Origin of the sequence: Marinobacter sp. CH_CUG1437-1, from assembly GCF_037029655.1 — a bacterium.
Lineage (GTDB): Bacteria > Pseudomonadota > Gammaproteobacteria > Pseudomonadales > Oleiphilaceae > Marinobacter > Marinobacter salsuginis.
In genome coordinates, this window is sequence record NZ_JAYMEW010000002.1 from 224614 (window position 1) to 247730 (window position 23117).

The window sequence follows — 23117 nt, forward strand, 5'->3', positions numbered from 1 at the left end:
GCCATGACCAATACCACAATGCCGGAACGAAATAACGAAGGTTTTCTTGAAGACGCCCGAGACTGGACGGAAGATGTCGCGGCTACCATAGCCGCTGAGGACGGAATGGAGTTGACCGAAAAACATTGGGAAATCATAGAGTTTTTGCGGTCTTTTTATAAGGAACATGAAATATCGCCACCCTCGAACCGCCTGTTCGTGAAAGCGGTCAAAGAGGCCTTGGGCGAGGACAGGGGCAACAGCATTTATCTGATGCAACTGTTTCCCGGAACCCCAGCCAAGACCGCCTGCCGGATAGCGGGGCTTCCCCGCCCCACCAATTGCCTGTAGCGCCGCGCAGCAGCTCACATACCGACAAAGGATAGGAACTGAAGCAGCCCTGCCAGGGCACCGAAAATACCGCCCACGAGCATCAGTTGGAGTTCCTCTTCCCTGAACGCCGGGCGAAGAATGTCCTGGAATTCATCCGGTTTCAGTGCCTTCATCTGCCCCGACAACACTTCCGCCACCACCGGCGCCCTCTCCCGGTTAAACGCGGGGTCGCTAAAGACATCTCCGGTGGCCAGAACCGCCTTCTGGTTCATCACCCGTTGCAGTTCGGTGTAACCCGTCATGCCCATGGTCACCTGCGCTGTCAGTTTCATGATGACGGAATTGTCCAGCAAGGGGCGAAGATGTTTCTGGATGATCGCCCGGGTCCTGTCGCCCTGACTGCCATTGATCATGGCATCGGCAACTTTCTCAACCGTGATCAGTTCTTCGGCCACCAACTTTGCCCAGACATCGCTGATCTCTGGTTGCCTGCGCAGAAACAGTCCCTGGATTTTCCAGAACAGAAACCGGCGCGGCCTGAGCGGGGAGAAGATCAGGTTGATCGCAATCCAGTTGGTTACGAACCCGACCACAAAGCCCCCGAGGGGCAACAGCCAGGGTTCTGGATAATGGGTCCACAAAGGCACGAGGACTGCCCCGAGGATGCCGCCGATAATCGCGCCACGGTTGATCACGGACTGGAGTTCCATCGCCCCGGCTTGCTGGAAGATCCGGTTCATCATATCCGGGTGCTTCTCCAGTTCCCGGCTGAGCAACGCCTTGAGATCCACCAGCTCATCCAGATCATCGCCAAAGTCCTCGACCAGCTCCTCCACCCGGGACGGCAATTGCTCCCGTGCCCACTGGTAAATCCGATTCCTCAGAAACAGGGGGAGATTGTCCCAGAGGACCGGCTGAATCTCGTACATGACTTCATCAATGTACTCATCCATTCTGGGTGCGACCTGGGAAACAACCTGCTCAACGATGCGCTGGGGTTCGAGCTTCTGATAGACGGCGTTGAGGTCGCCGAACTGCTGGAGGGTCCTGTCGATGCAGATGTGCGCCATCTTTTCCGCCTTGCGGGGAATAACTCCCTGCCAGCCCACTATACCCACGCCGATGAATTGAACCGGGTAAAAGGACATCTGGATGGCAAGCCAGTTGGTCAGCCAACCAACAACGGCCGCCATGAGTGGCACAGACAGAAGCGCAACGTCGTACAAGTTTGACCCCGGTGTAAGAGTGTAATCCGTTCAAGCCGGTGATAATGCTGTTAACAGGCAGCCAGGATGGTACATGCCTGATGTTTCTGTGTATGTGACGAATGATGAAGTAATTGAAATGTCACAACATTGGCCGTGTAGCCAGGGGGATGAGGGTACTGCGGCAGTCTTGAGTGGGCGCCGCGCCCTGAGGGCGCGGTCCACGGGAAAGAAAAGATCTTGGCGCTTACTGGTAGTAGGCGTTTTCAGTGTAGGAGTGGTCGGTCACATCCCGTACGGCAGTGATTTCCGGAACACGCTCCCGGAGGGTGGTCTCAACGCCCTGTTTAAGGGTCAGACTGACTGCAGAGCAACCCTGGCAGCCGCCACCAAAACGCAACACCGCCACTGATTCGTCAACGATCTCTACCAGAGACACCTCGCCCCCATGGGCCGCCAGGTTGGGATTGATTTCGGAAGCCAGAATGTAATTCACCCGGTCCGGAAGCGGCGCATCGTCATCAATCTTCGGCACCTTTGCGTTCGGTGCCTTGATGGTGAGCTGGCCACCCATCTGGTCTTTGGAGTAATCCACGTACGCTTCTTCAAGGAACGGAACGGAATTGTGGTCCAGATAAAGAATGAACTTGTCCAGATCCACCTGCTCGTCCGTCGGTACCACTTCGTTGGGTGGGCAGTAGGCCAGACAGGTCTCGGCGTTCTTGGTGCCGGGCTGGGTAACGAATATACGCACACCCATGCCTTCCACATCCTGTTTTTCGATAAGTTGTGCAAGATAGTCCCGTGCGGGATCTGTCACAGTAACCTGAGCCATGTTTTCAACCCGTTTGAAAGTTTGAGGTTATTTTAAGGGAGTTCGCGGGAACATGAAAGACCAAGTAAAATAGTCGGGCTTTGCGAAGGTAATCAATTTCCCGTATTGGCAGGTATTTGCAGAAGGCAGTTGATAATCGTCATTCGTACTAAGACGGGCTCAGGCATTTTTGCTATGATCCCGCGCCATTGACATTAATACTGCGTTATTAACGACATCCGGAAGTACTTCTATGACCGATCGCACCACCCGTCTCGACCAGCTCCATAAGGCCCTGCAGGAACGCATTATGATCCTTGATGGCGGCATGGGCACTATGATCCAGAATCTCAAGCTGGACGAGAAGGCGTTCCGTGGTGATCGGTTTGCCGACTATGATCGGGAAGTCCAGGGTAACAATGATCTTCTGAACCTGACCCAGCCTGCCCTGCTCCGCAATATTCATGCGGATTACCTGGATGCCGGCGCAGATATTATCGAAACCAACACCTTTAACTCCACCCAACTGTCCCAGGCAGATTACGGACTGGAGGCAATTGCCAAGGAACTGAACGTGGCCGCTGCCAGGCTGGCCCGTGAGATTGCAGACGAATACACCGCCAAAAATCCGGACAAGCCCCGTTTTGTGGCTGGCGCCGTCGGGCCCACATCACGCACCGCGTCGATTTCACCGGACGTGAACAACCCGGGCTACCGGAACGTCGATTTTCAGACCCTGGTCGATAACTATTATGAAGCTGTCGAAGGCCTGGCCGAGGGTGGTTGCGACCTCATCCTGATCGAAACCATATTCGACACCCTGAACGCCAAGGCAGCGATCTACGCCACGCAGCAATACTTCGAGGACAGTGGCATCACCCTGCCGATCATGATTTCCGGCACGATCACCGATGCCTCCGGTCGGACCCTTTCCGGCCAGACCACCGAAGCCTTCTGGAACTCGGTAGCGCACGCCAAACCCATTTCAGTAGGCCTCAACTGTGCGCTGGGTGCAGACGCTTTACGCCCATATGTGGAGGAGCTATCTGACAAGGCGGAAACCTACGTCAGCGCGCACCCGAACGCTGGTCTTCCCAACGAGTTTGGCGAATACGACCAGACCCCCGAGGAAATGGCCGAGATTATCGAAGGCTTTGCCCGTGATGGCTTCCTGAACATCATCGGCGGCTGCTGCGGTTCGCGACCGGACCACATTGAAGCGATTGCCCAGGCGGTGGCCAAATACCCACCCCGGAAGATTCCCGAACGCCCGAAGGCGTTACGCCTGTCTGGCCTCGAGCCGTTTACCGGGGACGACAATGTTCTGTTCATTAACGTGGGGGAGCGAACCAACGTCACCGGGTCCAAGCGTTTCCTGCGTCTGATCAAGGAAGAACAGTACGAAGAAGCTCTCAGCGTTGCCCGGGACCAGGTTGAGAACGGTGCACAGATCATCGATATCAATATGGATGAGGGCATGCTGGAGTCCAAGGAGGTGATGGTTACCTTCCTGAACCTGGTTGCCTCCGAGCCGGATATCTCGCGGGTACCGATCATGATCGACTCCTCCAAGTGGGATGTGATCGAAGCAGGCCTGCGCTGCATCCAGGGCAAGGCCGTGGTGAATTCCATCAGTCTCAAGGAAGGCGAAGAAGAGTTCATAAAGCGGGCCAGGGACTGCATGCGCTATGGCGCCGCAGTGGTGGTGATGGCCTTTGACGAACAGGGCCAGGCCGACACCTACGAGCGCAAGACAGAAATCTGCAAACGCTCTTATGATGTACTGACCGGTATTGGCTTCAACCCGGCGGATATCATCTTCGACCCCAACATCTTCGCCATTGCCACCGGCATCGAAGAGCACAACAACTACGCGGTGGACTTCATCAACGCCACCCGCTGGATCCGGGAAAACCTGCCCCACGCTTCGATTTCCGGCGGCGTGAGCAACGTGTCCTTCTCGTTCCGGGGCAATGACGTGGTCCGGGAAGCCATCCACTCGGTGTTCCTGTATCACGCCATCAAGGCCGGCATGAACATGGGTATCGTGAACCCCGGCCAGCTGGTGATCTACGATGAAATTGATCCGGAGCTCAAGGAGCTGGTGGAAGACGTTGTCCTGAACCGGCGCGATGATGCCACCGACCGCCTGCTCGAGATTGCCGAGCGCTACAAAGGTAAAGGCGGCAAAACCCAGGAAGAAGACCTCGCCTGGCGTGAATGGCCTGTCGAAAAGCGCCTCGAACACGCCCTGGTGAAAGGAATCACAACCTATATCGTTGAAGACACCGAAGCCTGTCGCTTAAACGCCAGCCACCCCATCGAGGTAATCGAAGGGCCGCTGATGGACGGCATGAACGTGGTCGGTGATCTCTTCGGCGACGGCAAGATGTTCCTGCCTCAGGTGGTCAAGAGCGCCCGAGTGATGAAGCAGGCCGTCGCGCACCTGATTCCCTACATTGAGGCAGAAAAGACCGAAGACCAGAAAGCCAAGGGCAAGATCCTCATGGCCACGGTGAAGGGCGATGTCCACGACATCGGCAAGAACATCGTGGGCGTTGTGCTCCAGTGCAACAACTACGAGGTGATTGACCTTGGCGTGATGGTGCCCTGCGACAAGATCCTTGCCGCCGCCAAAGAGCATGATGTCGACCTTATTGGCCTGAGCGGCCTGATCACGCCATCCCTGGACGAGATGGTCCACGTGGCCCGTGAGATGCAACGGCTGGATTTCAATATCCCATTGATGATCGGCGGTGCGACAACATCGAAGGCTCACACAGCGGTGAAAATCGAGCCCCAGTACAAAAATGACATTGCCCTGTACGTGTCGGATGCATCCCGCTGCGTGAACGTGGCATCCCAGCTTCTCAGCAAGACTGCAAAGCCGGAATTTGTCGAAGCGGCCCGCACCGAATACGACGAGATTCGTGAACGCCGGAAAAACCGCGGCGACCGGACCAAGCTGGTGTCTTTGAAAGAAGCCCGCGACCGCGCCCCGGAAATCTCCTTCGAAGGCTACCAGCCTCCCAAGCCGGCATTCACCGGTATCCGTGTATTCGAGGAATATGACCTCACTGAGCTGGTGGATTACATCGACTGGACACCGTTCTTCCTGTCCTGGGACATTTCCGGCAAGTACCCGGCCATCTTTGATGATCCGAAACGCGGCGAGGCGGCTCGTCATTTGTTCGACGATGCCCAGAAGATTCTTCACCAGATGATTGACGAAAAACGCGTCCAGGCCCGTGGCGTTATTGGTTTCTGGCCAGCCAGCCGTCGGGGCGACGATATTGTTCTGTACGCAGACGAGTCGTGCAGCGAGGAACTGACCACCCTGCACCACCTCCGTCAGCAGGATGAAAAGGCACCCGGCAAACCTATGATGGCACTGTCTGATTTCGTTGCGCCTGAGGGCTCCGGTATTTTGGACTACGTCGGCGGTTTCGCTGTGACCACAGGCATTGGCGCGGAAGAGTTCTCACTGGAATTCAAAGACGCCAACGATGATTACAACGCCATTATGGTGAAGGCGTTGGCCGACCGACTGGCGGAAGCGTTCGCGGAACGCATGCACGAACGGGTCCGACAGGAGTTCTGGGGCTACGCGGCCGATGAAAAGCTGGCCAATGAAGACCTGATCAAGGAAAGGTACCGCGGGATACGGCCTGCACCGGGCTATCCGGCGTGCCCGGACCACACCGAAAAGGCAACCCTGTTCAACCTGCTTGAAGCCAGTGACACGGCAGGTATTGAACTGACTGAGCATTTCGCCATGTTCCCGACTGCGGCCGTATCCGGCTGGTACTTTGCACATCCGGAATCCAAGTACTTTGCAGTAGGCAAAATTGGCGTTGACCAGGTTGAGGACTATGCTGAACGCAAAGGCATTTCCAAGGCCGAAGCAGAGCGCTGGCTAGCGCCAAGCCTGGCGTACGATCCGGCAGAATAAACTTCGGCCAACGCACAGACCAGGGGCGGATGTATGACGGAGTCTTCAAAGGCAGAAAGAAAGGATCAAGAGAAGCAGCGCGGGCCCGGCGTTTTGAAAGTCATGCAAAGCATTCTGGCCGGCGCTTTCGGGGTACAGTCCGACAAGCGCCGGGAAGAGGACTTCTCAAGCCATAGCCCCTGGCCCTATATCATCGCCGGCATTCTGTTCACAGCCAGCTTTGTGGTTGGCCTGATCGTTATCGTGAATCTGGTCCTGGCGAGCCAGTAAGATTACTGGCCAGCCACCCAGACGACGGCGAACGCAACGGCAAGCACCACCAGCAGAACGGCGGCAACGGCATCGGCCTGACTATCTGAGCGTACGGTCTTTTTCATGTCTGTTCCTCTTTCCGAGTTGGGTCTCGTGTTTTTCTTGTTTTCCCACAGCCCGGCACATCGGCCCGGCTGACTTTATTAAGTTAAGCAGTTAATTGATATTCGTCCAGTCCATTGTTCCGCTTGCTTATCGCCTGAATCGATAAACATATTTTGAAATAATCATTTTAAGAATAAAAACCCGCTGTTATCCTTCCCCCCAGATATAAGGCCGTCGGCCTCGATATGTCGCTTTCAGCAGGATCTTCCCACTATGTACGTATACGATGAACACGATCGGCAAATGGCTGCCGAGAGGGTTGCCCAGTTCCGTGACCAGACCGAAAGGGCTCTGGCCGGTGAGTTGGCAGAAGACGAGTTTCTTCCCCTTCGCCTGCAGAACGGCCTGTACGTTCAGCGTCTTGCCCCCATGCTCAGGATCTGTGTTCCCTACGGCATGATGCGTTCGGACCAGCTTCGTAGACTTGCCCGGATTACCCGGGACTACGATAAAGGCTATGCGCACTTCACCACCCGCCAGAACGTTCAGCTTAACTGGCCGGCGCTGGAAGACGTTCCGGATATTCTTGCGGAACTCGCCGAGGTGGAAATGCATGCCAACCAGACCAGCGGCAACTGCATTCGTAACACCACCACAGACCAGTTCTCCGGTGTTCAGTCCGATGAAATCGCGGATCCGCGTCCCTATTGCGAAATCATTCGCCAGTGGTCCACTTTTCACCCGGAATTCGCCTTCCTGCCGCGAAAGTTCAAGGTTGCCGTAAATGCCTCCGAGAATACCGATCGCGCCGCCATTCAGGTGCACGATATCGGCTTGCAGATGGCGCGTAATGAGGCTGGCGAACTCGGCTTCCGTGTTCATGTTGGTGGCGGCCTGGGTCGGACACCCATGGTTGGCCCGGTTATCCGTGAGTTCCTTCCGGAACTGGACTTGCTGACCTACCTGGAAGCCGTGCTGCGCGTCTACAACCGGTATGGCCGGCGGGACAACAAGTTCAAGGCCCGGATCAAGATTCTGGTGAAGGCGCTCACTCCCGAAGGCTTCGCCGAGAAGGTTGAAGCCGAGTGGCAGCACATCAAGGATTCCCCTACCCGGCTGACACCGGAGGCGATTCAACGCATTCAGGCTTACTTTACCGAGCCGGATTACGCCGCGCTGGATAATGCCACAGACCTGCTGGCCAGCCAGCGCTTTGAGAATCGGGGCTTCGATCAGTGGCTGACCCACAATGTGGACACCCACAAAAAGCCGGGCTACGCCATTGTCACCCTGACCATGAAAAAGACCGGTACACCTCCGGGAGATGTCAGCGACAAACAACTGGAGCAGATTGCCGATCTGGCGGACGAATTCAGTTTTGGCGAAGTCCGGGTAACTCACCAGCAGAATGTGGTGCTGGCAGATGTGCGCCAAGATCGCCTTTTAGAGTTGTGGCAGGCCATTACTCCGATGGGTTTCGGCACCGCGAACCTGAACACCCTGACGGACGTCATCTGCTGCCCCGGCGGCGACTACTGCGCGCTGGCTAATGCCAAGTCCATCCCTGTGGCCGAAGCCATCCAGCGGCAGTTCGATGATCTGGACTACCTGTACGACCTGGGCAACATTGATCTGAACATCTCTGGCTGCATGAATGCCTGCGGCCACCATCATGTCGGCAACATCGGAGTTCTTGGCGTCGACAAGAAGGGTGAAGAGTTCTACCAGATCAGCCTTGGCGGTTCATCCCACCACGACGCCTCGATTGGCAAGATCCTGGGGCCGTCATTCGCCCGGGACGAGATGCCCAAGGTGATTTCCAAAATCATTGATGTCTACGTTGATAAGCGCACGGAAGAAGAGACCTTCCTGGATACTTATCGTCGTGTAGGAATTGATCCTTTCAAGGAGCGGGTATATGCCTAACGTTATTTCTCCGGACGGCACCATCCGTCAGGACAACTGGGTTGTGGTCCCCCGCCCGGCTGAGGGTGAATCACTGGACATTCCGGCTGACCAGCCAGCATTGATCCCGGCGGATCTGTGGCTGGCCGGTTACGAGCATTTCACCGGCAGACAGGATATCGGCGTGTGGTTTGACAGCCACGACGAGCCGGAGATCCTGAATGGCCACGTCAATGAGCTGCCGGTGATTGCGGTGAACTTCCCGAAGTTCAGTGATGGCCGGGGTTACAGCATTGGCCGTTTGCTGCGGGAACGCTTTGGCTACGTAAACGAATTGCGTGCCATCGGCGACGTGCTATTGGATCAGCTGCAGTTCATGAAGCGCTGCGGTTTTGACGCCTATGTGCTTCGAGCTGACAAGGACATCAACAAAGCCGCACGGTGCCTGAACTTCTTCAGCCAGGGTTATCAGGCCGCCACCGACACCGACATGCCTCTCTTCCGCCGTCGGGCCTCCTGATTTAGATCGGAAGAATGAAGAGAGGGGTTCACCCCTCTCTTCACTCCCAATTACTTGGCGTGATCCAGAACAATCTTCCCGGACGACTCACCTTTTAGAAACGCCTTCAATGCGCCATTCAGATCCTTCCGGCCAATATCTCTGGCTGAAGCTTCCATTTTAGGACACGCCCACTCCCCTGCGAATTTCTTCCAAACGGCTTCTTTCTCCGCCAGCGGAATCTCTACCGAATCCACACCCAGCAGATTCACGCCACGCAGGATAAACGGAAGTACCGTGGTCTGAAGACCGGGTCCCGCGACAAGGCCACAGCAGGATACGGAGCCGCCAGGCTGAATCTGTTTGAGCAGTTCGGCCAGCGGGCCGCCACCCACCGTGTCCACCGCATTGGCAAACCCGGGTTTGACCAGAGGTTTCTTTTCTTCTGCCAGGGTCTCACGACCCACCACTTCGCTGGCACCCAGGGCCTTGAGATCATCCGCGTGCTCGGCCTTACCACTGATGGCGACGACCTCGAACCCGAGTTTGGAAAGCAGCTCAACGGCAACGGTGCCAACGGCACCGGAGGCACCTGAAACGGCAACCTTACCCTGCTCCGGTTTGGCACCCATGGTCAGAAGCTTCTGGACACAGAGGCCTGCGGTGAGACCGGCGGTGCCATAGATCATGGCGGTGCGGGCGTTCCAACCGGCAGGCATGGGGACGCACCAGGCGGCAGGAACGCGGATGTATTCGCCAAAGCCACCGTCGGTGTTCATGCCCAGGTCATAGCCAGTCACAATAACGGGACTGCCGTTAGACGGCGTTCCCGTAGCTGACTCAACAACCTCACCGGCGGCGTCGATACCCGGGGTATGAGGGAAAGAACGGGTGACCCCCTTGTTGCCGGAGGCGGACAGCGCATCCTTGTAGTTGAGCGAGGAATGGCTGACCCGGATCAGGACCTCGCCATCGGGCAGTTCACCGGTGCTCAGGGTTTTCTCGGCGCCGACATACTCTCCGTTCTGCTCTTCGACACGCCAGGCTTTGAATTCGGTATTGGTTGTCATCGTTGTTCCCCGTTTTCAGTGGTCTACTGGAACTTCTGGTTGCGGAAGGCGCCCAGTACTTTCCAGATCGTATGTTCAAGCGCCGCACTGGTTGCCAACCCGAGCTTTTCCGGAAGGCTCCGTTTGCGCTGGTATGCCACTGAGACTACGTCTGCGCGGTCGCAGGCTTCAATGAGATATTCGTCGGAGGTTTTGATCTCATCGATCAGCTTTACCTCCAGGGCCCGCTTGCCAAACCAGATATCGCCATTCGCAACTGCAGCGATATCCAGGTCCGGCCGTCGTTCACTGACATACTCCTTGAACAGTCCGTGGGTGTCTTCAAGGTCTTCCAGAAATTTCTGACGGCCTTTATCGGTGTTTTCACCGAAAATAGTCATGGTGCGCTTGTGCTCGCCGGCGGTCAGCACTTCGAAGTCCACATCGTTTTTCTTCAGGAAACGGTGGAAGTTAGGGAGCTGGGCAACCACGCCAATGGAGCCCAGAATGGCAAACGGGGAGGCCACAATCCGGTCGGCCACACAGGCCATCATGTAGCCACCGCTGGCCGCGACCTTGTCAACGCAGGCGGTGAGGCGTACACCCTTGCTTCGAATACGATCCAGCTGGGCGGCAGCCAGACCATACGAATGAACCAGTCCGCCACCGCTTTCCAGGCGGATAACAACTTCGTCCTTTTCCGGATCGGCGATGCTCAGTACGGCGGTAATGGCGCGGCGAAGCGGATCGGTGTCGCTTGCCTTGATATCGCCATCGAAATCGAGAACGTAAACTCGGCCGCGACTGTCCTCATGCTCGTCGCTATCTTTCTTGGCCTTGGCCGCCTTTTTTTCGGCCTTCTGTTCTTTCTTCCGGGCCTTCTGGAAGAGCTTGCGTTGTTGATCCGACATCAGCCGGGATTGAATCGTTTCACGCAGTTTCTCGTATTTCTCATTGAGCTTCCGGATCTTGAGCTCTCCCTCGCCCTCATGATCACCCCGATCCTTTTGGGCGGCGGACATGACGACAGAGATCACCACCAGAGCCGCCACCACGAAGGTAACGATCTTGGCCAAAAACAAACCGTATTCTGTCAGGAACTCCAAAGTGCTTCTCCAACTGAATGTACAAAGGCAAGAGTGTAACTTACCGAATTTATGGTGATAAGGAGAGCAAAAAAATTAAAACAAGCGTTCGATCGATCTTGACAGACCGGACCACTAACCATAAAGTCGGATTGCGAGGTCGGCTCTACCCGGGCAACCGATCAGGCTCGTGCAGCCAGGGACATCAAGCCGTCGTGATCATGACTAGACAACCATCAAAAGGGTAAAACAATGTCTGTAGCTCAGGTATTTGAACAACTCGAACAGAATTTCAACGCAGACGCAGCTCAAGGCCTGGACCTGGTATTCCAGTTCGACATCGAAGACGACAAAACCTATCACCTGGTCATCAATGACGGCACCTGCAAGATGCACGAAGGCGCCCATGACGACCCTTCCGTCACCCTGATCATGAATTCCGAAACCCTGCACGGCATCGTTTCCGGCGAGACCGACGGCATGCAGGCATTCATGGCAGGCCAGCTGCGCGCCGAAGGCGACATGATGCTGGCAACCAAGCTGGGCGAACTGTTCAAGATGGGCTGATTGTCCCCGGCAAGTGTTGTAAAAAAACCTGCGTTTCGACGCAGGTTTTTTTGTACCCCGGGATTCTACTGGTTCCAGAACTGGACGGCTGCCCTCGCCTGATCGTTCACCGGAACGGCCACCAGTCCCGAGGCGGAAAGTTTAACCTCGAAAACAGCCTCATCCCGCATTGGCATGAAAGTCATGCTGCCGTCCACCGCCTCCAGAAACGGCAAGTTGTACTGCTGATCCCACTGCCATAGATCCGGCCAGATGTCCTCGGAAAGCCCTACGGCTGTTCTTGGCGCAGACCGCTCCTGCTCAAGAGACGTGTAACGCCCGCTCAATCGTTCCAGCCGATAGCCGGGAGCAATATCCAGCCATCGGAACGGGCCGGTAAACCGAATAATCCTGGCATCGATCTGCCACTGGTCGCCCTGAAGTGTCCGTATGGCGGCTATGTCATTCTGGCCCTGGAGAGAAACCTCCCAGATTTGCTCGGCCTGTCGTTGGGTAGAAATGGTTGCCACGGTCTTCATGCCGACCAGCGATTGGTAGCTGGTGAGGTTTACCGCAATAACAAGGACGTAAAGCCCGGCAAGGATAACGCCGAATACCACCGTACCCTTCAGCCAGGTCAACAGCCATCCGGGGTGTCTGAAAAACAGCAGGCCCGCGATAACCATCACCGCGCCTGCAGCGGCAAGGACAATGGTCGCGAGCGTATGGGACATGGAACTACAAACCTACATCGTCCAGCGACGATTCTGCCAACTTCAACAGGTCAACATTACGGTCCTCACTCTTGCCGATGTTCTCGATGTAGTACTCGAGTGACGTCAGCGCGTCGGCAAGGGCTTCAAGCACCTGAGCTGCGGGGGCTTCCTTGGCATCCAGCAAACGCTCCTGGATAGAGGCTGCCACACGCTCAAGAACGCCTGCCGCCCCGGGGTCGTTAACCATCTGCAGGCCGCCCCAGATACTGTGCAGGGTTGCCGGCAGATTCGCCAGATGGAGTTTGTCGTAGTCGGATTCGATAAAGGCAGTAATCGCTCGTTTGGCCAGGGTCAGAGCACCACGGGCTTCATCGGCAACCACATACAGCGCTTCCCGAAGGTACACAGACTCTTCACGCTTGCGCCCACCACTGGCCAGGGCATCGGTTTCCGACGTAATACCCCGGGTGACAATCTGCGTTACCGCATCTTCAATGCCCAGAACGGAATCCGCCAGCCGGTAAAGCTCATCATCACCAGGCAGCCGGGACTCTTCTTCCCAGCTCCGGAGTTTGCCCGCCTCTTCCCGTGAAACGCTCGCCAGCTTGTTCAGGTCGAGCATAACCAGGGTGTTTGCCAGACGCTCTAGGGCATCAGCAATGGAAGACAACTCGGCCAGATCCGGCTCTATGCCACGCTCGATGATGTCCAGCTTGTCTTTTAACTGGTTCAATTCATCCTGCAGCGCTTCTGACAGGGACTTGAGAACGTCGCTGCCGGGGCCATATAACCTGCGGGCGTGGGCCTCGAGCATGGAGTCGGGAAAATCGGCTGGCGCGAGATGATAGGCGGACAGCACCTGGGTGACTTCAGGGTTGGCAGAGCCACTGCGATACAACAGATAGACCAGGTCGCGGATCAGGGAATCCGGGGCGTCTTTGCCGGTGGCGACTTTGCCAACGTAAACCACTTCCCGGGCGTATTTTTCGATCCGCATGAACATGCGCTTGCGGGCCTTGGTGAACACCATCGCGCGATCAAGCATGGTGTCCGCAACTATCCCGACAAGACACCACATCTGCCCCATGGGCGCTCCCTGGCACAGGCGTGCAAAACCACGAGACGCTCGCCCGATCAGCTTTTTATTCACCACGTCGTTTCGATCGCGCAGAATGCCCAGAAGCGCAACCTGGAAAGTCAGCCGCATGCGGCGGGCCATAATTTCGTAATCGGCCTCATTGCCGTCAAAGGCCTGCAGCGTCATGCCGGCACAGAAATCCGGGCGCTCCTTGACATCGACATCAAAAAAACAGGATTCGGGATAAGGTTTCTCCCGCCGGGCTTCCCGGAGATCATTGATAACAGGAAGAAGCAGTTCGGGATGATCTTCCCTTTGCTGGTGGTAATACTCTACATAGCGGCGGAGAATAAATAGCGCGCTGTTCAGTGTGGTCAGGAGGATGTTTTTGTCGTCGTTGGCACCAACGGGCACGTCGTTGGCCATGGTGACCGCTTCCTGGCACAGCAAAGTGCCGCCCCGAAGCTCCACCAGGATAAAAATGCCCCGCAACTGATTGATGAAATCAACACAGTTCTGGAGATCCTCACCCCTTTCGCGGTTTTCCTGAAAGCGTTCAAGGCTGGATTCTGCCTGCTTGATGGTCTGTTCGATTTCACTTTTGACCAGATCAAACGACTGCGATTTCGTCGCGAGAGACGACTGAACCATAAACGCTTCCCGTTAATATTGCGGAGACTACCGCATCCTCTTTGGTGGTCTCTGGTCCGGCTGCAGCGGACCAGGCCTTTTTGTTCTGGGCCGGTTAACCCCTTATCCGGCCAAAGACAGTTCGCAAAAAACTGGCGAACTTATCATTACTTATAACATAAAACTCAAGTACCTCAAGAAAGGCGGAATGTAACATTTAGTACAGGCCGACCCAGTTCTCATTCTGCGCTCTGGAGTTTACCCCAGACGGTTTCACCGGCCTGTTTCTCGAGCAGCGACATGAACTCGTCATGGGCTTCATTTTCAGCACTCGAGGCCCGAACAACGGAAAGCGGCTTTCTGTCAGCCGGAAGCCGCCTGAATCCGCCGTTGCCGCCACCACTTTCGGAGCCGGCATCCAGTGACAGCGCGGTCTGGCCGCCGGTGAGCAGCAGGTAAACGTCGGCCAGAATTTCCGCATCCAGCAAAGCGCCGTGAAGGTCACGGTTGCTGTTGTCCACGCCATAGCGTTTACAGAGCGCATCCAGATTGTTCTTCTGCCCGGGGTGGCGTGCCCTTGCGATAGCGAGCGAATCGACAATCGAACAGTGATCAGCGGTCTTACGCACCGGCTTCACCCGGGCGAATTCCGAATCCATGAAGCCAACGTCGAAGGCGGCGTTGTGGATAACCAGCTCCGCTCCCTTGATGAACTCGAAGAATTCGTCGGCAATCTCGGCAAATCGGGGTTTATCGGCCAGGAACTCATTGGTAATGCCGTGGACCGTGATGGCCTCGGCCTCAACCTCTCGGTCGGGATTGATATAAACGTGGTAGTTGCGACCGGTGAGCTGGCGCTCCATAAGTTCAACGCAGCCGATCTCAATGATTCGATGGCCTTCTGCGGGATCAATACCCGTAGTCTCTGTATCCAGTACGATCTGTCTCATTGCCTGTACCTGGTTATCTGCAGTTATGCGTTGGAAAGCTCTTCGACACCGCGATTGGCGAGTTCATCCGCCAGCTCATTGTCGGGCACGCCGGAATGCCCCTTGACCCAATGCCAGTTAATCTTGTGCCGGGCGACTTCGGAATCCAGCTCCCGCCAGAGATCCTCGTTCTTGACGGGTTTTTTCGCAGAGGTTTTCCAGCCATTGCGTTTCCAGCCCGCCATCCATTCAGTAATACCCTTGCGCACGTATTGTGAGTCTGTGAATAACTCCACTTCACACGGGCGCTTCAGGGCCTCGAGGCCCCGAATGGCCGCCATGAGCTCCATACGATTGTTGGTGGTTCTGGCTTCGCCGCCGTGCAGGGTTTTGCGGTTATCGCCATAGCGCAGAACCACTCCCCAGCCTCCCGGGCCCGGATTGCCCTTGCAGGCGCCATCAGTGTAAAGGGTTACCTTGCCGGCCATTCAGTCTCCTGGTTCGATAATCAATGGATCACTTACGCTTGCTTGGGGACGAACCGCTCCGGCTGCAGCCCCGGGAGGCGCCAACTGTGCCAGTCCCCGGCAAGGCAATGACCTTGCTTTGTCGCCAGACAGGGCGTCTTGGCAGCCGTGCATGCACGCGTTTTTTGGCAAGGATACAGTAATAGGCGCCCACTGGCAGGAGTCGATTTCCCGACAGGCGATCATCGATACGGGACCGTGGCTTTCGTCCGGCGCGTTGGAGAGGCGCTCGGAAGAACCTCGTGACGGACGCCTCGACATTGAAGCCCAGCAGGTGAAGCCAGTCTTCCATCCGACCGCGCAACAGGAAACGACCGCCCCATGGGCCTTCGCTACTCCTGGTGATCAGTTTCCGTGCTCCCCAGAGGCTGAGCGGATTGAATCCAAACAAAGCCATGGTCCCTTCTCCGCGAAGCACACGCGCTGCCTCCCGAATCACCTGATGCGGATAGGGTGAAAAATCCGCAGCGTGGTGCAGCACCACCAGATCCATGGAGTCACCTGGAAAGGCCAACTCGTCAGCATCGCAAATGGCGACTCCCTCGGGGATGTGGGGATACCATCGCGGCGTTGTCATGATCTTCTGGGAGAAATCCGTTCCCGTAGCCAGTGGCAGGCGGTGGCTGATGCTTACCTGCAATTGTCTGGCGCCAGTGAGGCGCTGGAGTTCGGCGTCCACAAACCGCCTCTGGTCTGCCAGAAGTGCCCGCCCCAGCGGGGTCTGGAACCAGCGCTCAAAGCTTTCATGTCTGGCGGAATAATCAACTGCGTCGGATTCACTCACCAAAGCGGCACTCCCGGAAGCCGGAACCTGTGGTTGGGGCCTTGTATTTAATGCTCTATCATATCAGTCACATTCGATAAGCACATGTGGGGCCCTATGTTGACCATTTCTGCCATACCCGCGTTCAGTGACAACTATATCTGGTGCCTTTCGGACACCAACAGCGATAAAGCGTTGATTGTGGACCCGGGGCAGGCTCAACCGGTTCTGGACCACCTGGCCGCGAACAACCTGACACTGGACACCATCCTTGTGACCCATCACCACCCGGACCACGTTGGCGGCGTCAAAGAGCTGGTTTCCCGTTTTCCGGATTGCCGTGTCACCGGCCCCGCGGATTCCCCTTATAAGGGTAGTACCAACCTGGTTCACCCGGGCGACGAGGTGATCTGGGGAGACATCACTTTCCAGGTGCTGGGCGTACCCGGTCATACCCTGGACCACATAGCCTATTTCACGGATTTAGAGGTTCAGGGCCGGCCGGTTCTGTTCTGCGGCGATACCCTGTTCGTCTGTGGTTGCGGTCGCCTGTTCGAGGGTTCTCCTGAACAGATGCGCCAATCGCTCCAGACCCTGAGAGCCCTGCCGGGTAAAACCGCGGTTTATTGCGCCCACGAATACACCCTAGCCAATCTCCGTTTCGCCAGAAGCTGGCTCCCTGAAGACGAGGGACTTCGGGATTTCGAGCAGCAGTGCCAGGCCGCTCGTAATGAGGGAAGGCCCACCGTCCCCTCGGTACTGGATGACGAGAAACGGCTGAATCCATTTCTCCGCTGGGATGATCCGGCTGTCGTGGATTCGGCCCGAGCCTATTGTGCCAGCCACGGTTTGCCGGCGAATTCCGAAAACGCCATCTTTGCGGCCATACGCCACGGCAAGGATAACTTCTGACGGCCTGCGCTACGCACTTAACAAATCCTCTCAGAGCCGTAACGAGAGGTTTCTTGACCCTTTAAAAAGCGGTCCCATAGAATCGTTTCAAGTTTGTTACCGTAAATTATTCAATACGCCGGGTTTTCAGTTGCTGAGTCCGGCCTCAACCTGAAACCGGATGTCTTTATGTCGGTCAGTCGATTGTCGTTGATGTTTTTCGCCGGAGCCTTGGCCAGCGGCTGCAGTAGCCTGATCAATCAGGGCGAGGAAAGCCCCCTGAACACTCAGGAAGTTGCCGTTGCCGCTGGCGACGAGGGGCTGAAGAAAGCCGTTGAAACCGGAGAGAACGGCGACGTCACTCGCAACGAGCCGCTTGACGAAGCAATTGCGCCCGAACTCAAGGACGCTGCCAGGGATGCCCGGGAGAAGCTCGACAATCCGGTACAGAAAACAGCAGAAATAGAAGTAGAAGCGGTCGAGCAGGACCTGTGGGCCAGGCTTCGCTCCGGATTCGTACTGGATCATGATATCGACAATGAGCGCGTCCGGGACCAGTTAAACTGGTATGCCCGCCATCCCGGTTACATCGACCGGGTGGTGGAGCGTGGTAGCCGCTACCTGCACTACATTGTCAATGAGACTGAAAAGCGCGGGCTGCCGGCCGAGTATGCCCTGCTTCCCATTGTTGAGAGCGCCTTCGATCCCTTCGCCTACTCCCATGGCCGGGCCGCCGGTCTCTGGCAGTTCATTCCGTCGACAGGAAAGTACTTCGGTCTTACCCAGAGCTGGTGGCACGACGAGCGTCGGGACGTTATTGCCGCCACCGACGCCGCCCTGACCTACCTTGACCGTCTGGCGAACCGGTTTGACGGCGACCATACCCTGGCCCTGGCCGCCTATAACAGCGGCGGTGGCACGGTTTCCAGCGCCATGCGCCGGAATCGTAACAGCAACAAGCCGACCGACTTCTGGTCACTGCAGCTGCCGCGGGAAACCCGTCATTACGTTCCCAAGCTGATTGCGCTGGCGAAAATATTCGATAATCCCGAGGCCTATGGCATAGAGCTGCCATCACTGAAGGACGAGCCCTACTTCGAGATTGTTGAAACAGGCTCCCAGCTGGATCTCGCCCAGGCTGCTGAACTGGCCGGAGTGGATGTGGACGAAATCTACCTGCTCAACCCCTCCTACAACCGTTGGGCAACCTCCCCGGACGGCCCTCACCGGCTGCTTGTTCCGGTTCAGAACGCCGAGAAATTCCGCACGGCATTGGCCCAGATTCCTGCAGATCAACGGGTCTCCTGGCGAAACTACAAGGTCAAATCCGGCGACAGCCTGAATTCAATTTCCCGTAAATTCTCGACGACTCCGTCCGTACTGCAGCAGGTAAACAACCTGGACGGCGATCTGATTCGCATTGGCCAGCGCCTTATGATCCCGTCCGCGTCCAAAGGGAGTGACGCATACGCCCTGAGCGCCTCCCAGCGCCTCGAGCGCAAACAGGAGCGTAAGCGAGACGGAAACAAGGTGCGCTACACCGTTCGCAAAGGCGATACCTTCTGGGACATTGCCCGGGAGCACCGGGTTTCTGTGCGTGAAGTAGCTGCCTGGAATGGTATGGCTCCCGGTGACCCGCTGATCCCGGGCAAGGAACTGGTCATCTGGTCCAAAACCAGTCAGCCCACGATGGTGGCAGCCAATAGTACTCGCGGCAAAGCCATGGTGCGCAAAGTCGGCTATCGGGTACGCAAAGGCGATTCTCTGGCCCGGATTGCCAGCCGTTTTTCCGTGAATGTGCGGGACATCGCAAGCTGGAACGACCTGAATACGGCCCGTTATCTGCAACCCGGGCAAAGTCTGGTACTCTACGTTGATATCCGAAACAGTCCCTGACGTGCGAGACTTATGACAAGAACACGGAAAGCCTCATCCCTTACGTCGTTTTTTTCAGCCCTGGCTCTGATTGCCACACCGTTCATTTCTCCATTTTCCGCCGCCCAAGAGGCAATGCCAGCACACGGCATTGCCATGCACGGCGACACCAAATACCCCGCCGGTTTCACTCATTTTGACTACGTGAATCCGGACGCCCCGAAAGGCGGCACGCTGAAGATGGCCGTGGTGGCCAACGGTTTCGACTCCTTCAATCCGTTCGATATCCGGGGCGTGGCTGCAGCAGGTATCAGCACCTATCTCTACGATACCCTGCTGGAATCCTCGGATGATGAACCCTTTTCTGCCTACGGCCTGATTGCCGAATCCCTGGAAACCCCTGAAGACCGGAGCTACGTGGTGTTCAATATCCGGGAACAGGCGAAATTCCAGGATGGCGAAGCCATTACCGCAGAAGATGTGAAATTTTCGTTCGAAACCCTGACAACCAAGGGGCACCCCTTCTTCCGAAACTACTACGCCGACGTCAGTTCGGTGACGGTAGAGGGCCCCCGCCGGGTACGTTTTGATTTCAGCGATACCAGCAACCGGGAGCTGCCGCTGATTCTGGGCCAGATGCCGATCTTGCCGGCGCACTACTGGGCCGATCGTGAGTTTGGCAAGAACGGGCTCAATCCGCCGGTGGGCAGTGGCCCCTACCGGATCGGCGACTTCGAGGCAGGCCGGTCCATAACCTATGAGCGGGTAAAGGACTACTGGGCCAAAGACATCGGGGTCCGGAAGGGCCGGTTCAACTTCGACCAGATCACCTACGATTACTACACCGATGACACCGTGGCCCTTGAAGCCTTCAAAGCGGGCAGTTTCGATTTCCGTCTGGAGTCTTCCGCCAAGAACTGGGCAACGGCCTACACTGGTGAACGGTTTGAAAATGGCACCATTATCAAGGAAGCCATTGAACACCACCGCCCCTCGGGTATGCAGGGTTTCGCCTTCAATACCCGCCGTAAGGTGTTTTCCGACCCACTTGTGCGAGAAGCCCTGGCCTATGGCTTTGATTTCCAGTGGGCCAACAAGAACCTGTTCTTTGACCAGTACACCCGCACGGACAGCTATTTCGAGAATAGCGACCTGGCTTCCTCTGGGCTGCCAGAAGGTCGGGAACTTGAGATACTGGAGCCCTACCGGGATCAGCTCCCCGAAGAGGTCTTCACAGAAGAGTATCAGCCGCCCACAACAGAGGGTCAGCAGGGATTGCGAGAAAATCTCAGGACAGCCATGGAGCTGCTGAAGTCAGCGGGCTATGAGATCCGGGACGGCAAAATGGTACACGGAGAGTCCGGCGAACCACTGGCGTTCGAAATACTGCTGTTCCAGAAGAGTTTCGAGCGGGTGGTGTTACCCTTCAAGAACAACCTCGGCCGGCTTGGCATTGATATCACTGTCCGCCTGGTAGACAGCAACCAGTATATCCAGCGTTTGCGGGAATTCGATTTTGACATGATCACCCAGGTGTTCGGCCAGTCGGATTCACCGGGTAACGAGCAGCGGGAATACTGGCATTCTTCTACCGTGGACGCCAAAGGGTCACGGAACTACATGGGCGTGAGCGATCCGGTGATCGACGAGCTCGTAAGCATGGTGATTCAGGCGCCCGACCGCGAGGAGCTGGTGCACCGGGTTCGTGCGCTGGACCGGGTTCTGCTGCACCACCACTACGTGATTCCCCACTGGCACCTGAGAAGCGATCGCGTCGCCTACTGGAACCATCTGCAACGTCCGGCCGAGACGCCCAAGAACGGCATCGACCTGGACAACTGGTGGGCGAAGCCCTGAGGAAAACGCCGCTAAATGGGCATCTATATACTCAGGCGTCTGGCGCTGATCATTCCCACGCTGATTGGGATCATGCTGCTCAACTTTGTTATCGTGCAGGCCGCTCCGGGCGGACCGGTTGAGCAGTTAATTGCGGAAATGGAAGGCCATGGAGGCAGCGCCCTTGCCCGGGCCTCTGGCGGCGGCACCGGTGGCGAGGTGGCCGATTCTTCCGGCGACACCCGTGGTTCCCGGGGCATACCGGACGAACTCCTGAAGGAAATCGAAGTCATGTATGGCTTCGACAAGCCGGCCCACGAACGCTTCCTCAAGATGCTCGGCGATTACGCCACCTTCAACTTCGGCGATTCCTTTTTTCGCGAGAAAAGCGTCATTGAGCTGATTCTGGACAAGATGCCCGTATCCATCTCACTGGGCCTCTGGTCGACGCTGATTATCTATTTCATATCCATTCCCCTGGGCATCCGCAAAGCGGTCACTGACGGCTCCCGGTTCGATGTCTGGACCAGTTCGGCCATTGTGGTGGGCTATGCGATCCCCGGCTTCCTGTTTGCCATACTCCTCATCGTGCTGTTCGCCGGCGGCAGTTACTTTGACTGGTTCCCGCTTCGCGGCCTTACTTCGTCCAATTTCGACGAGCTTACCTGGTACCAGAAAATCGGGGATTACTTCTGGCACCTGGCGTTGCCAGTGACTGCAAACGTGATTGGCGGTTTTGCCACCCTCACCCTGCTCACCAAGAACTCGTTCCTGGATGAAATCGGAAAACAGTACGTGGTGACCGCCCGCGCCAAAGGGCTGGACCAGAAAGAAGTGCTCTACGGGCATGTGTTCCGCAACGCCATGCTGATCGTGATTGCCAGTTTGCCGGGTGTTCTGGTCGCCCTCTTCTTTACTGGCTCACTGCTTATCGAGGTCATCTTCTCCCTCGACGGGCTCGGATTGCTGGGTTTTGAGGCCGCCCTGAATCGTGACTACCCGGTGATCTTCGGCACCCTGTATATCTTTACCCTGATGGGGCTCATCCTGAAGCTGATCAGCGACATCACCTATGTCCTGGTCGATCCCCGGATCGATTTTGAAAGCCGGGAGGGTGCGTGAGTTTCCGTTCCCTGACTCCAATCCAGCAGAGACGCCTGCGTAACTTCCGGAAAAACCGGCGTGGTTTCTGGTCGTTGTGGATCTTTCTGGCTCTGTTCGGCCTGTCACTGGCGGCCGAGCTGATTGCCAACGATTCTCCGCTGATCGTCTCCTACAAGGGTGACCTGTATTTTCCGGTTATCCAATCGGTACCAGAAGAGACCTTTGGCGGTTTTCTGCCCACGGAGGCGGATTATCGAGACCCCTTTATCTCAGACGAAATCAGTGCCAATGGCTGGATGGTCTGGCCACCCATCCGGTTCAGCTACAACACCATCAATTACGATCTTGAGGTGCCCTCACCGGCGCCACCCAGTGCCGAGAACTGGCTCGGCACCGACGACCAGGGCCGGGATGTTGCCGCCCGGGTGATTTACGGTTTCCGCATCTCGGTTCTGTTTGGTCTTACTCTGACCATTGCAAGCTGCATTGTTGGCGTTGTTGTCGGTGCTATCCAGGGCTTTTACGGCGGAAAGATCGATCTGCTGGGACAGCGGTTTATCGAGATCTGGTCTGGCTTGCCGGTTCTGTATCTGCTGATCATTCTGTCCAGTATTGTGCAGCCAAACTTCTGGTGGCTGCTGGGCATTATGCTGCTGTTCAGCTGGATGGGGCTGGTGGATGTGGTCCGGGCGGAATTCCTCCGGGCCCGCAACTTCGAGTACGTCAAAGCGGCCCGAGCGCTCGGGCTGGACAACCGCAAGATCATGTTCCGGCATATCCTGCCAAACGCCATGGTGGCCACCCTCACCTTTCTGCCGTTCATTCTTACCGGCGCGATTACTGGGCTGACCTCCCTGGATTTCCTTGGCTTCGGTCTGCCCTCTGGTTCGCCCTCGCTGGGTGAACTGATCGCCCAGGGCAAGGCCAATCTGCATGCCCCCTGGCTGGGCATTTCTGCTTTTGTCTCGTTGTCGCTGATGCTCACCTTGCTGGTGTTTGTTGGCGAAGCCGTGCGCGATGCCTTTGATCCCAGGAAGAGCTGAT

At 56.6% G+C, this 23117-nt stretch carries 20 protein-coding genes; 11 read left to right on the plus strand and 9 right to left on the minus strand.

Translation table 11 applies throughout. The features are described 5' to 3' along the window. Nucleotides 1–3 precede the first annotated feature (3 nt). Complete coding sequence (locus WA411_RS06470) at nucleotides 4–330, plus strand: TusE/DsrC/DsvC family sulfur relay protein (RefSeq protein WP_069183574.1); 327 nt, start codon at nucleotides 4–6, stop codon at nucleotides 328–330. Between the two features lie 14 nt (nucleotides 331–344). On the opposite strand, the gene WA411_RS06475 is transcribed toward WA411_RS06470, so the two are convergent. After that, entirely contained in the window at nucleotides 345–1538 is a 1194-nt protein-coding gene (locus WA411_RS06475) for a hypothetical protein (RefSeq protein WP_291908908.1), read from the minus strand. A 226-nt stretch (nucleotides 1539–1764) separates the two neighbouring features. Further along, a complete protein-coding gene (gene nfuA / locus WA411_RS06480) occupies nucleotides 1765–2352 on the minus strand; it encodes a Fe-S biogenesis protein NfuA (protein ID WP_069183573.1) in 588 nt (195 codons plus the stop codon). Nucleotides 2353–2584: 232 nt separating this feature from the next. Here nfuA and metH point away from each other — a divergent pair, with 232 nt between their 5' ends. From metH to WA411_RS06500, 4 genes are all read left to right on the plus strand, one after another. Beyond that, a complete protein-coding gene (gene metH / locus WA411_RS06485) occupies nucleotides 2585–6283 on the plus strand; it encodes a methionine synthase (RefSeq protein ID WP_291908901.1) in 3699 nt (1232 codons plus the stop codon). Nucleotides 6284–6316: 33 nt separating this feature from the next. Next, nucleotides 6317–6553, plus strand: a complete 237-nt coding sequence (locus WA411_RS06490; protein ID WP_069183571.1) for a DUF2970 domain-containing protein — start codon at nucleotides 6317–6319, stop codon at nucleotides 6551–6553. Between the two features lie 360 nt (nucleotides 6554–6913). Continuing rightward, entirely contained in the window at nucleotides 6914–8566 is a 1653-nt protein-coding gene (locus tag WA411_RS06495; RefSeq protein WP_291908897.1) for a nitrite/sulfite reductase, read from the plus strand. Further along, complete coding sequence (locus tag WA411_RS06500; protein WP_291908894.1) at nucleotides 8559–9065, plus strand: DUF934 domain-containing protein; 507 nt, start codon at nucleotides 8559–8561, stop codon at nucleotides 9063–9065. Before WA411_RS06495 ends, WA411_RS06500 begins: the two co-directional genes overlap by 8 nt. A gap of 50 nt (nucleotides 9066–9115) precedes the next feature. Here the strand turns inward: WA411_RS06500 and WA411_RS06505 are convergent, their stop codons facing one another. Both WA411_RS06505 and sohB read right to left on the minus strand, forming a co-directional pair. Next, nucleotides 9116–10114 carry a YhdH/YhfP family quinone oxidoreductase gene (locus tag WA411_RS06505; protein ID WP_291908891.1) on the minus strand — a complete coding sequence of 333 codons (999 nt, stop codon included), beginning with the start codon at nucleotides 10112–10114 and terminating at the stop codon, nucleotides 9116–9118. Between the two features lie 23 nt (nucleotides 10115–10137). After that, entirely contained in the window at nucleotides 10138–11199 is a 1062-nt protein-coding gene (gene sohB, locus WA411_RS06510; protein ID WP_153633493.1) for a protease SohB, read from the minus strand. A gap of 231 nt (nucleotides 11200–11430) precedes the next feature. Between sohB and WA411_RS06515 the strand changes: the two genes are divergently transcribed. Beyond that, entirely contained in the window at nucleotides 11431–11745 is a 315-nt protein-coding gene (locus WA411_RS06515) for an SCP2 sterol-binding domain-containing protein (RefSeq protein ID WP_136629577.1), read from the plus strand. Between the two features lie 65 nt (nucleotides 11746–11810). Here WA411_RS06515 and WA411_RS06520 read toward each other — a convergent pair whose 3' ends face one another. From WA411_RS06520 to WA411_RS06540, 5 genes are all read right to left on the minus strand, one after another. Further along, nucleotides 11811–12458, minus strand: coding sequence for a multidrug transporter (locus WA411_RS06520; protein ID WP_291908886.1), 648 nt, complete (start codon nucleotides 12456–12458; stop codon nucleotides 11811–11813). Between the two features lie 4 nt (nucleotides 12459–12462). Beyond that, nucleotides 12463–14169, minus strand: a complete 1707-nt coding sequence (locus tag WA411_RS06525; RefSeq protein ID WP_291908884.1) for a chemotaxis protein — start codon at nucleotides 14167–14169, stop codon at nucleotides 12463–12465. Nucleotides 14170–14387: 218 nt separating this feature from the next. Then, a complete protein-coding gene (dnaQ, locus tag WA411_RS06530; protein ID WP_291908881.1) occupies nucleotides 14388–15098 on the minus strand; it encodes a DNA polymerase III subunit epsilon in 711 nt (236 codons plus the stop codon). Between the two features lie 23 nt (nucleotides 15099–15121). Beyond that, nucleotides 15122–15565 (minus strand): ribonuclease HI, encoded by a 444-nt coding sequence (rnhA, locus tag WA411_RS06535; RefSeq protein WP_069183562.1) that lies wholly within the window; start codon nucleotides 15563–15565, stop codon nucleotides 15122–15124. 28 nt (nucleotides 15566–15593) lie between these two features. Continuing rightward, a complete protein-coding gene (locus tag WA411_RS06540; RefSeq protein ID WP_209397244.1) occupies nucleotides 15594–16388 on the minus strand; it encodes a methyltransferase domain-containing protein in 795 nt (264 codons plus the stop codon). 96 nt (nucleotides 16389–16484) lie between these two features. On the opposite strand from WA411_RS06540, the gene gloB reads away from it, so the two are divergent. The 5 genes from gloB (at nucleotide 16485) to WA411_RS06565 (ending at nucleotide 23116) form a co-directional block, all read left to right on the plus strand. Beyond that, complete coding sequence (gene gloB, locus WA411_RS06545; protein ID WP_291908875.1) at nucleotides 16485–17279, plus strand: hydroxyacylglutathione hydrolase; 795 nt, start codon at nucleotides 16485–16487, stop codon at nucleotides 17277–17279. 168 nt (nucleotides 17280–17447) lie between these two features. After that, nucleotides 17448–19154, plus strand: a complete 1707-nt coding sequence (locus tag WA411_RS06550) for a LysM peptidoglycan-binding domain-containing protein (protein ID WP_291908872.1) — start codon at nucleotides 17448–17450, stop codon at nucleotides 19152–19154. Between the two features lie 12 nt (nucleotides 19155–19166). After that, on the plus strand, nucleotides 19167–20990 hold the full coding sequence (locus WA411_RS06555; protein WP_209397240.1) for an extracellular solute-binding protein: 1824 nt from the start codon (nucleotides 19167–19169) through the stop codon (nucleotides 20988–20990). 15 nt (nucleotides 20991–21005) lie between these two features. Continuing rightward, a complete protein-coding gene (locus tag WA411_RS06560) occupies nucleotides 21006–22091 on the plus strand; it encodes a microcin C ABC transporter permease YejB (RefSeq protein ID WP_291908867.1) in 1086 nt (361 codons plus the stop codon). Beyond that, nucleotides 22088–23116: an ABC transporter permease gene (locus WA411_RS06565; RefSeq protein WP_209397238.1), complete on the plus strand. Its 1029-nt coding sequence runs from the start codon at nucleotides 22088–22090 to the stop codon at nucleotides 23114–23116. Before WA411_RS06560 ends, WA411_RS06565 begins: the two co-directional genes overlap by 4 nt. Nucleotide 23117: the final 1 nt, after the last annotated feature.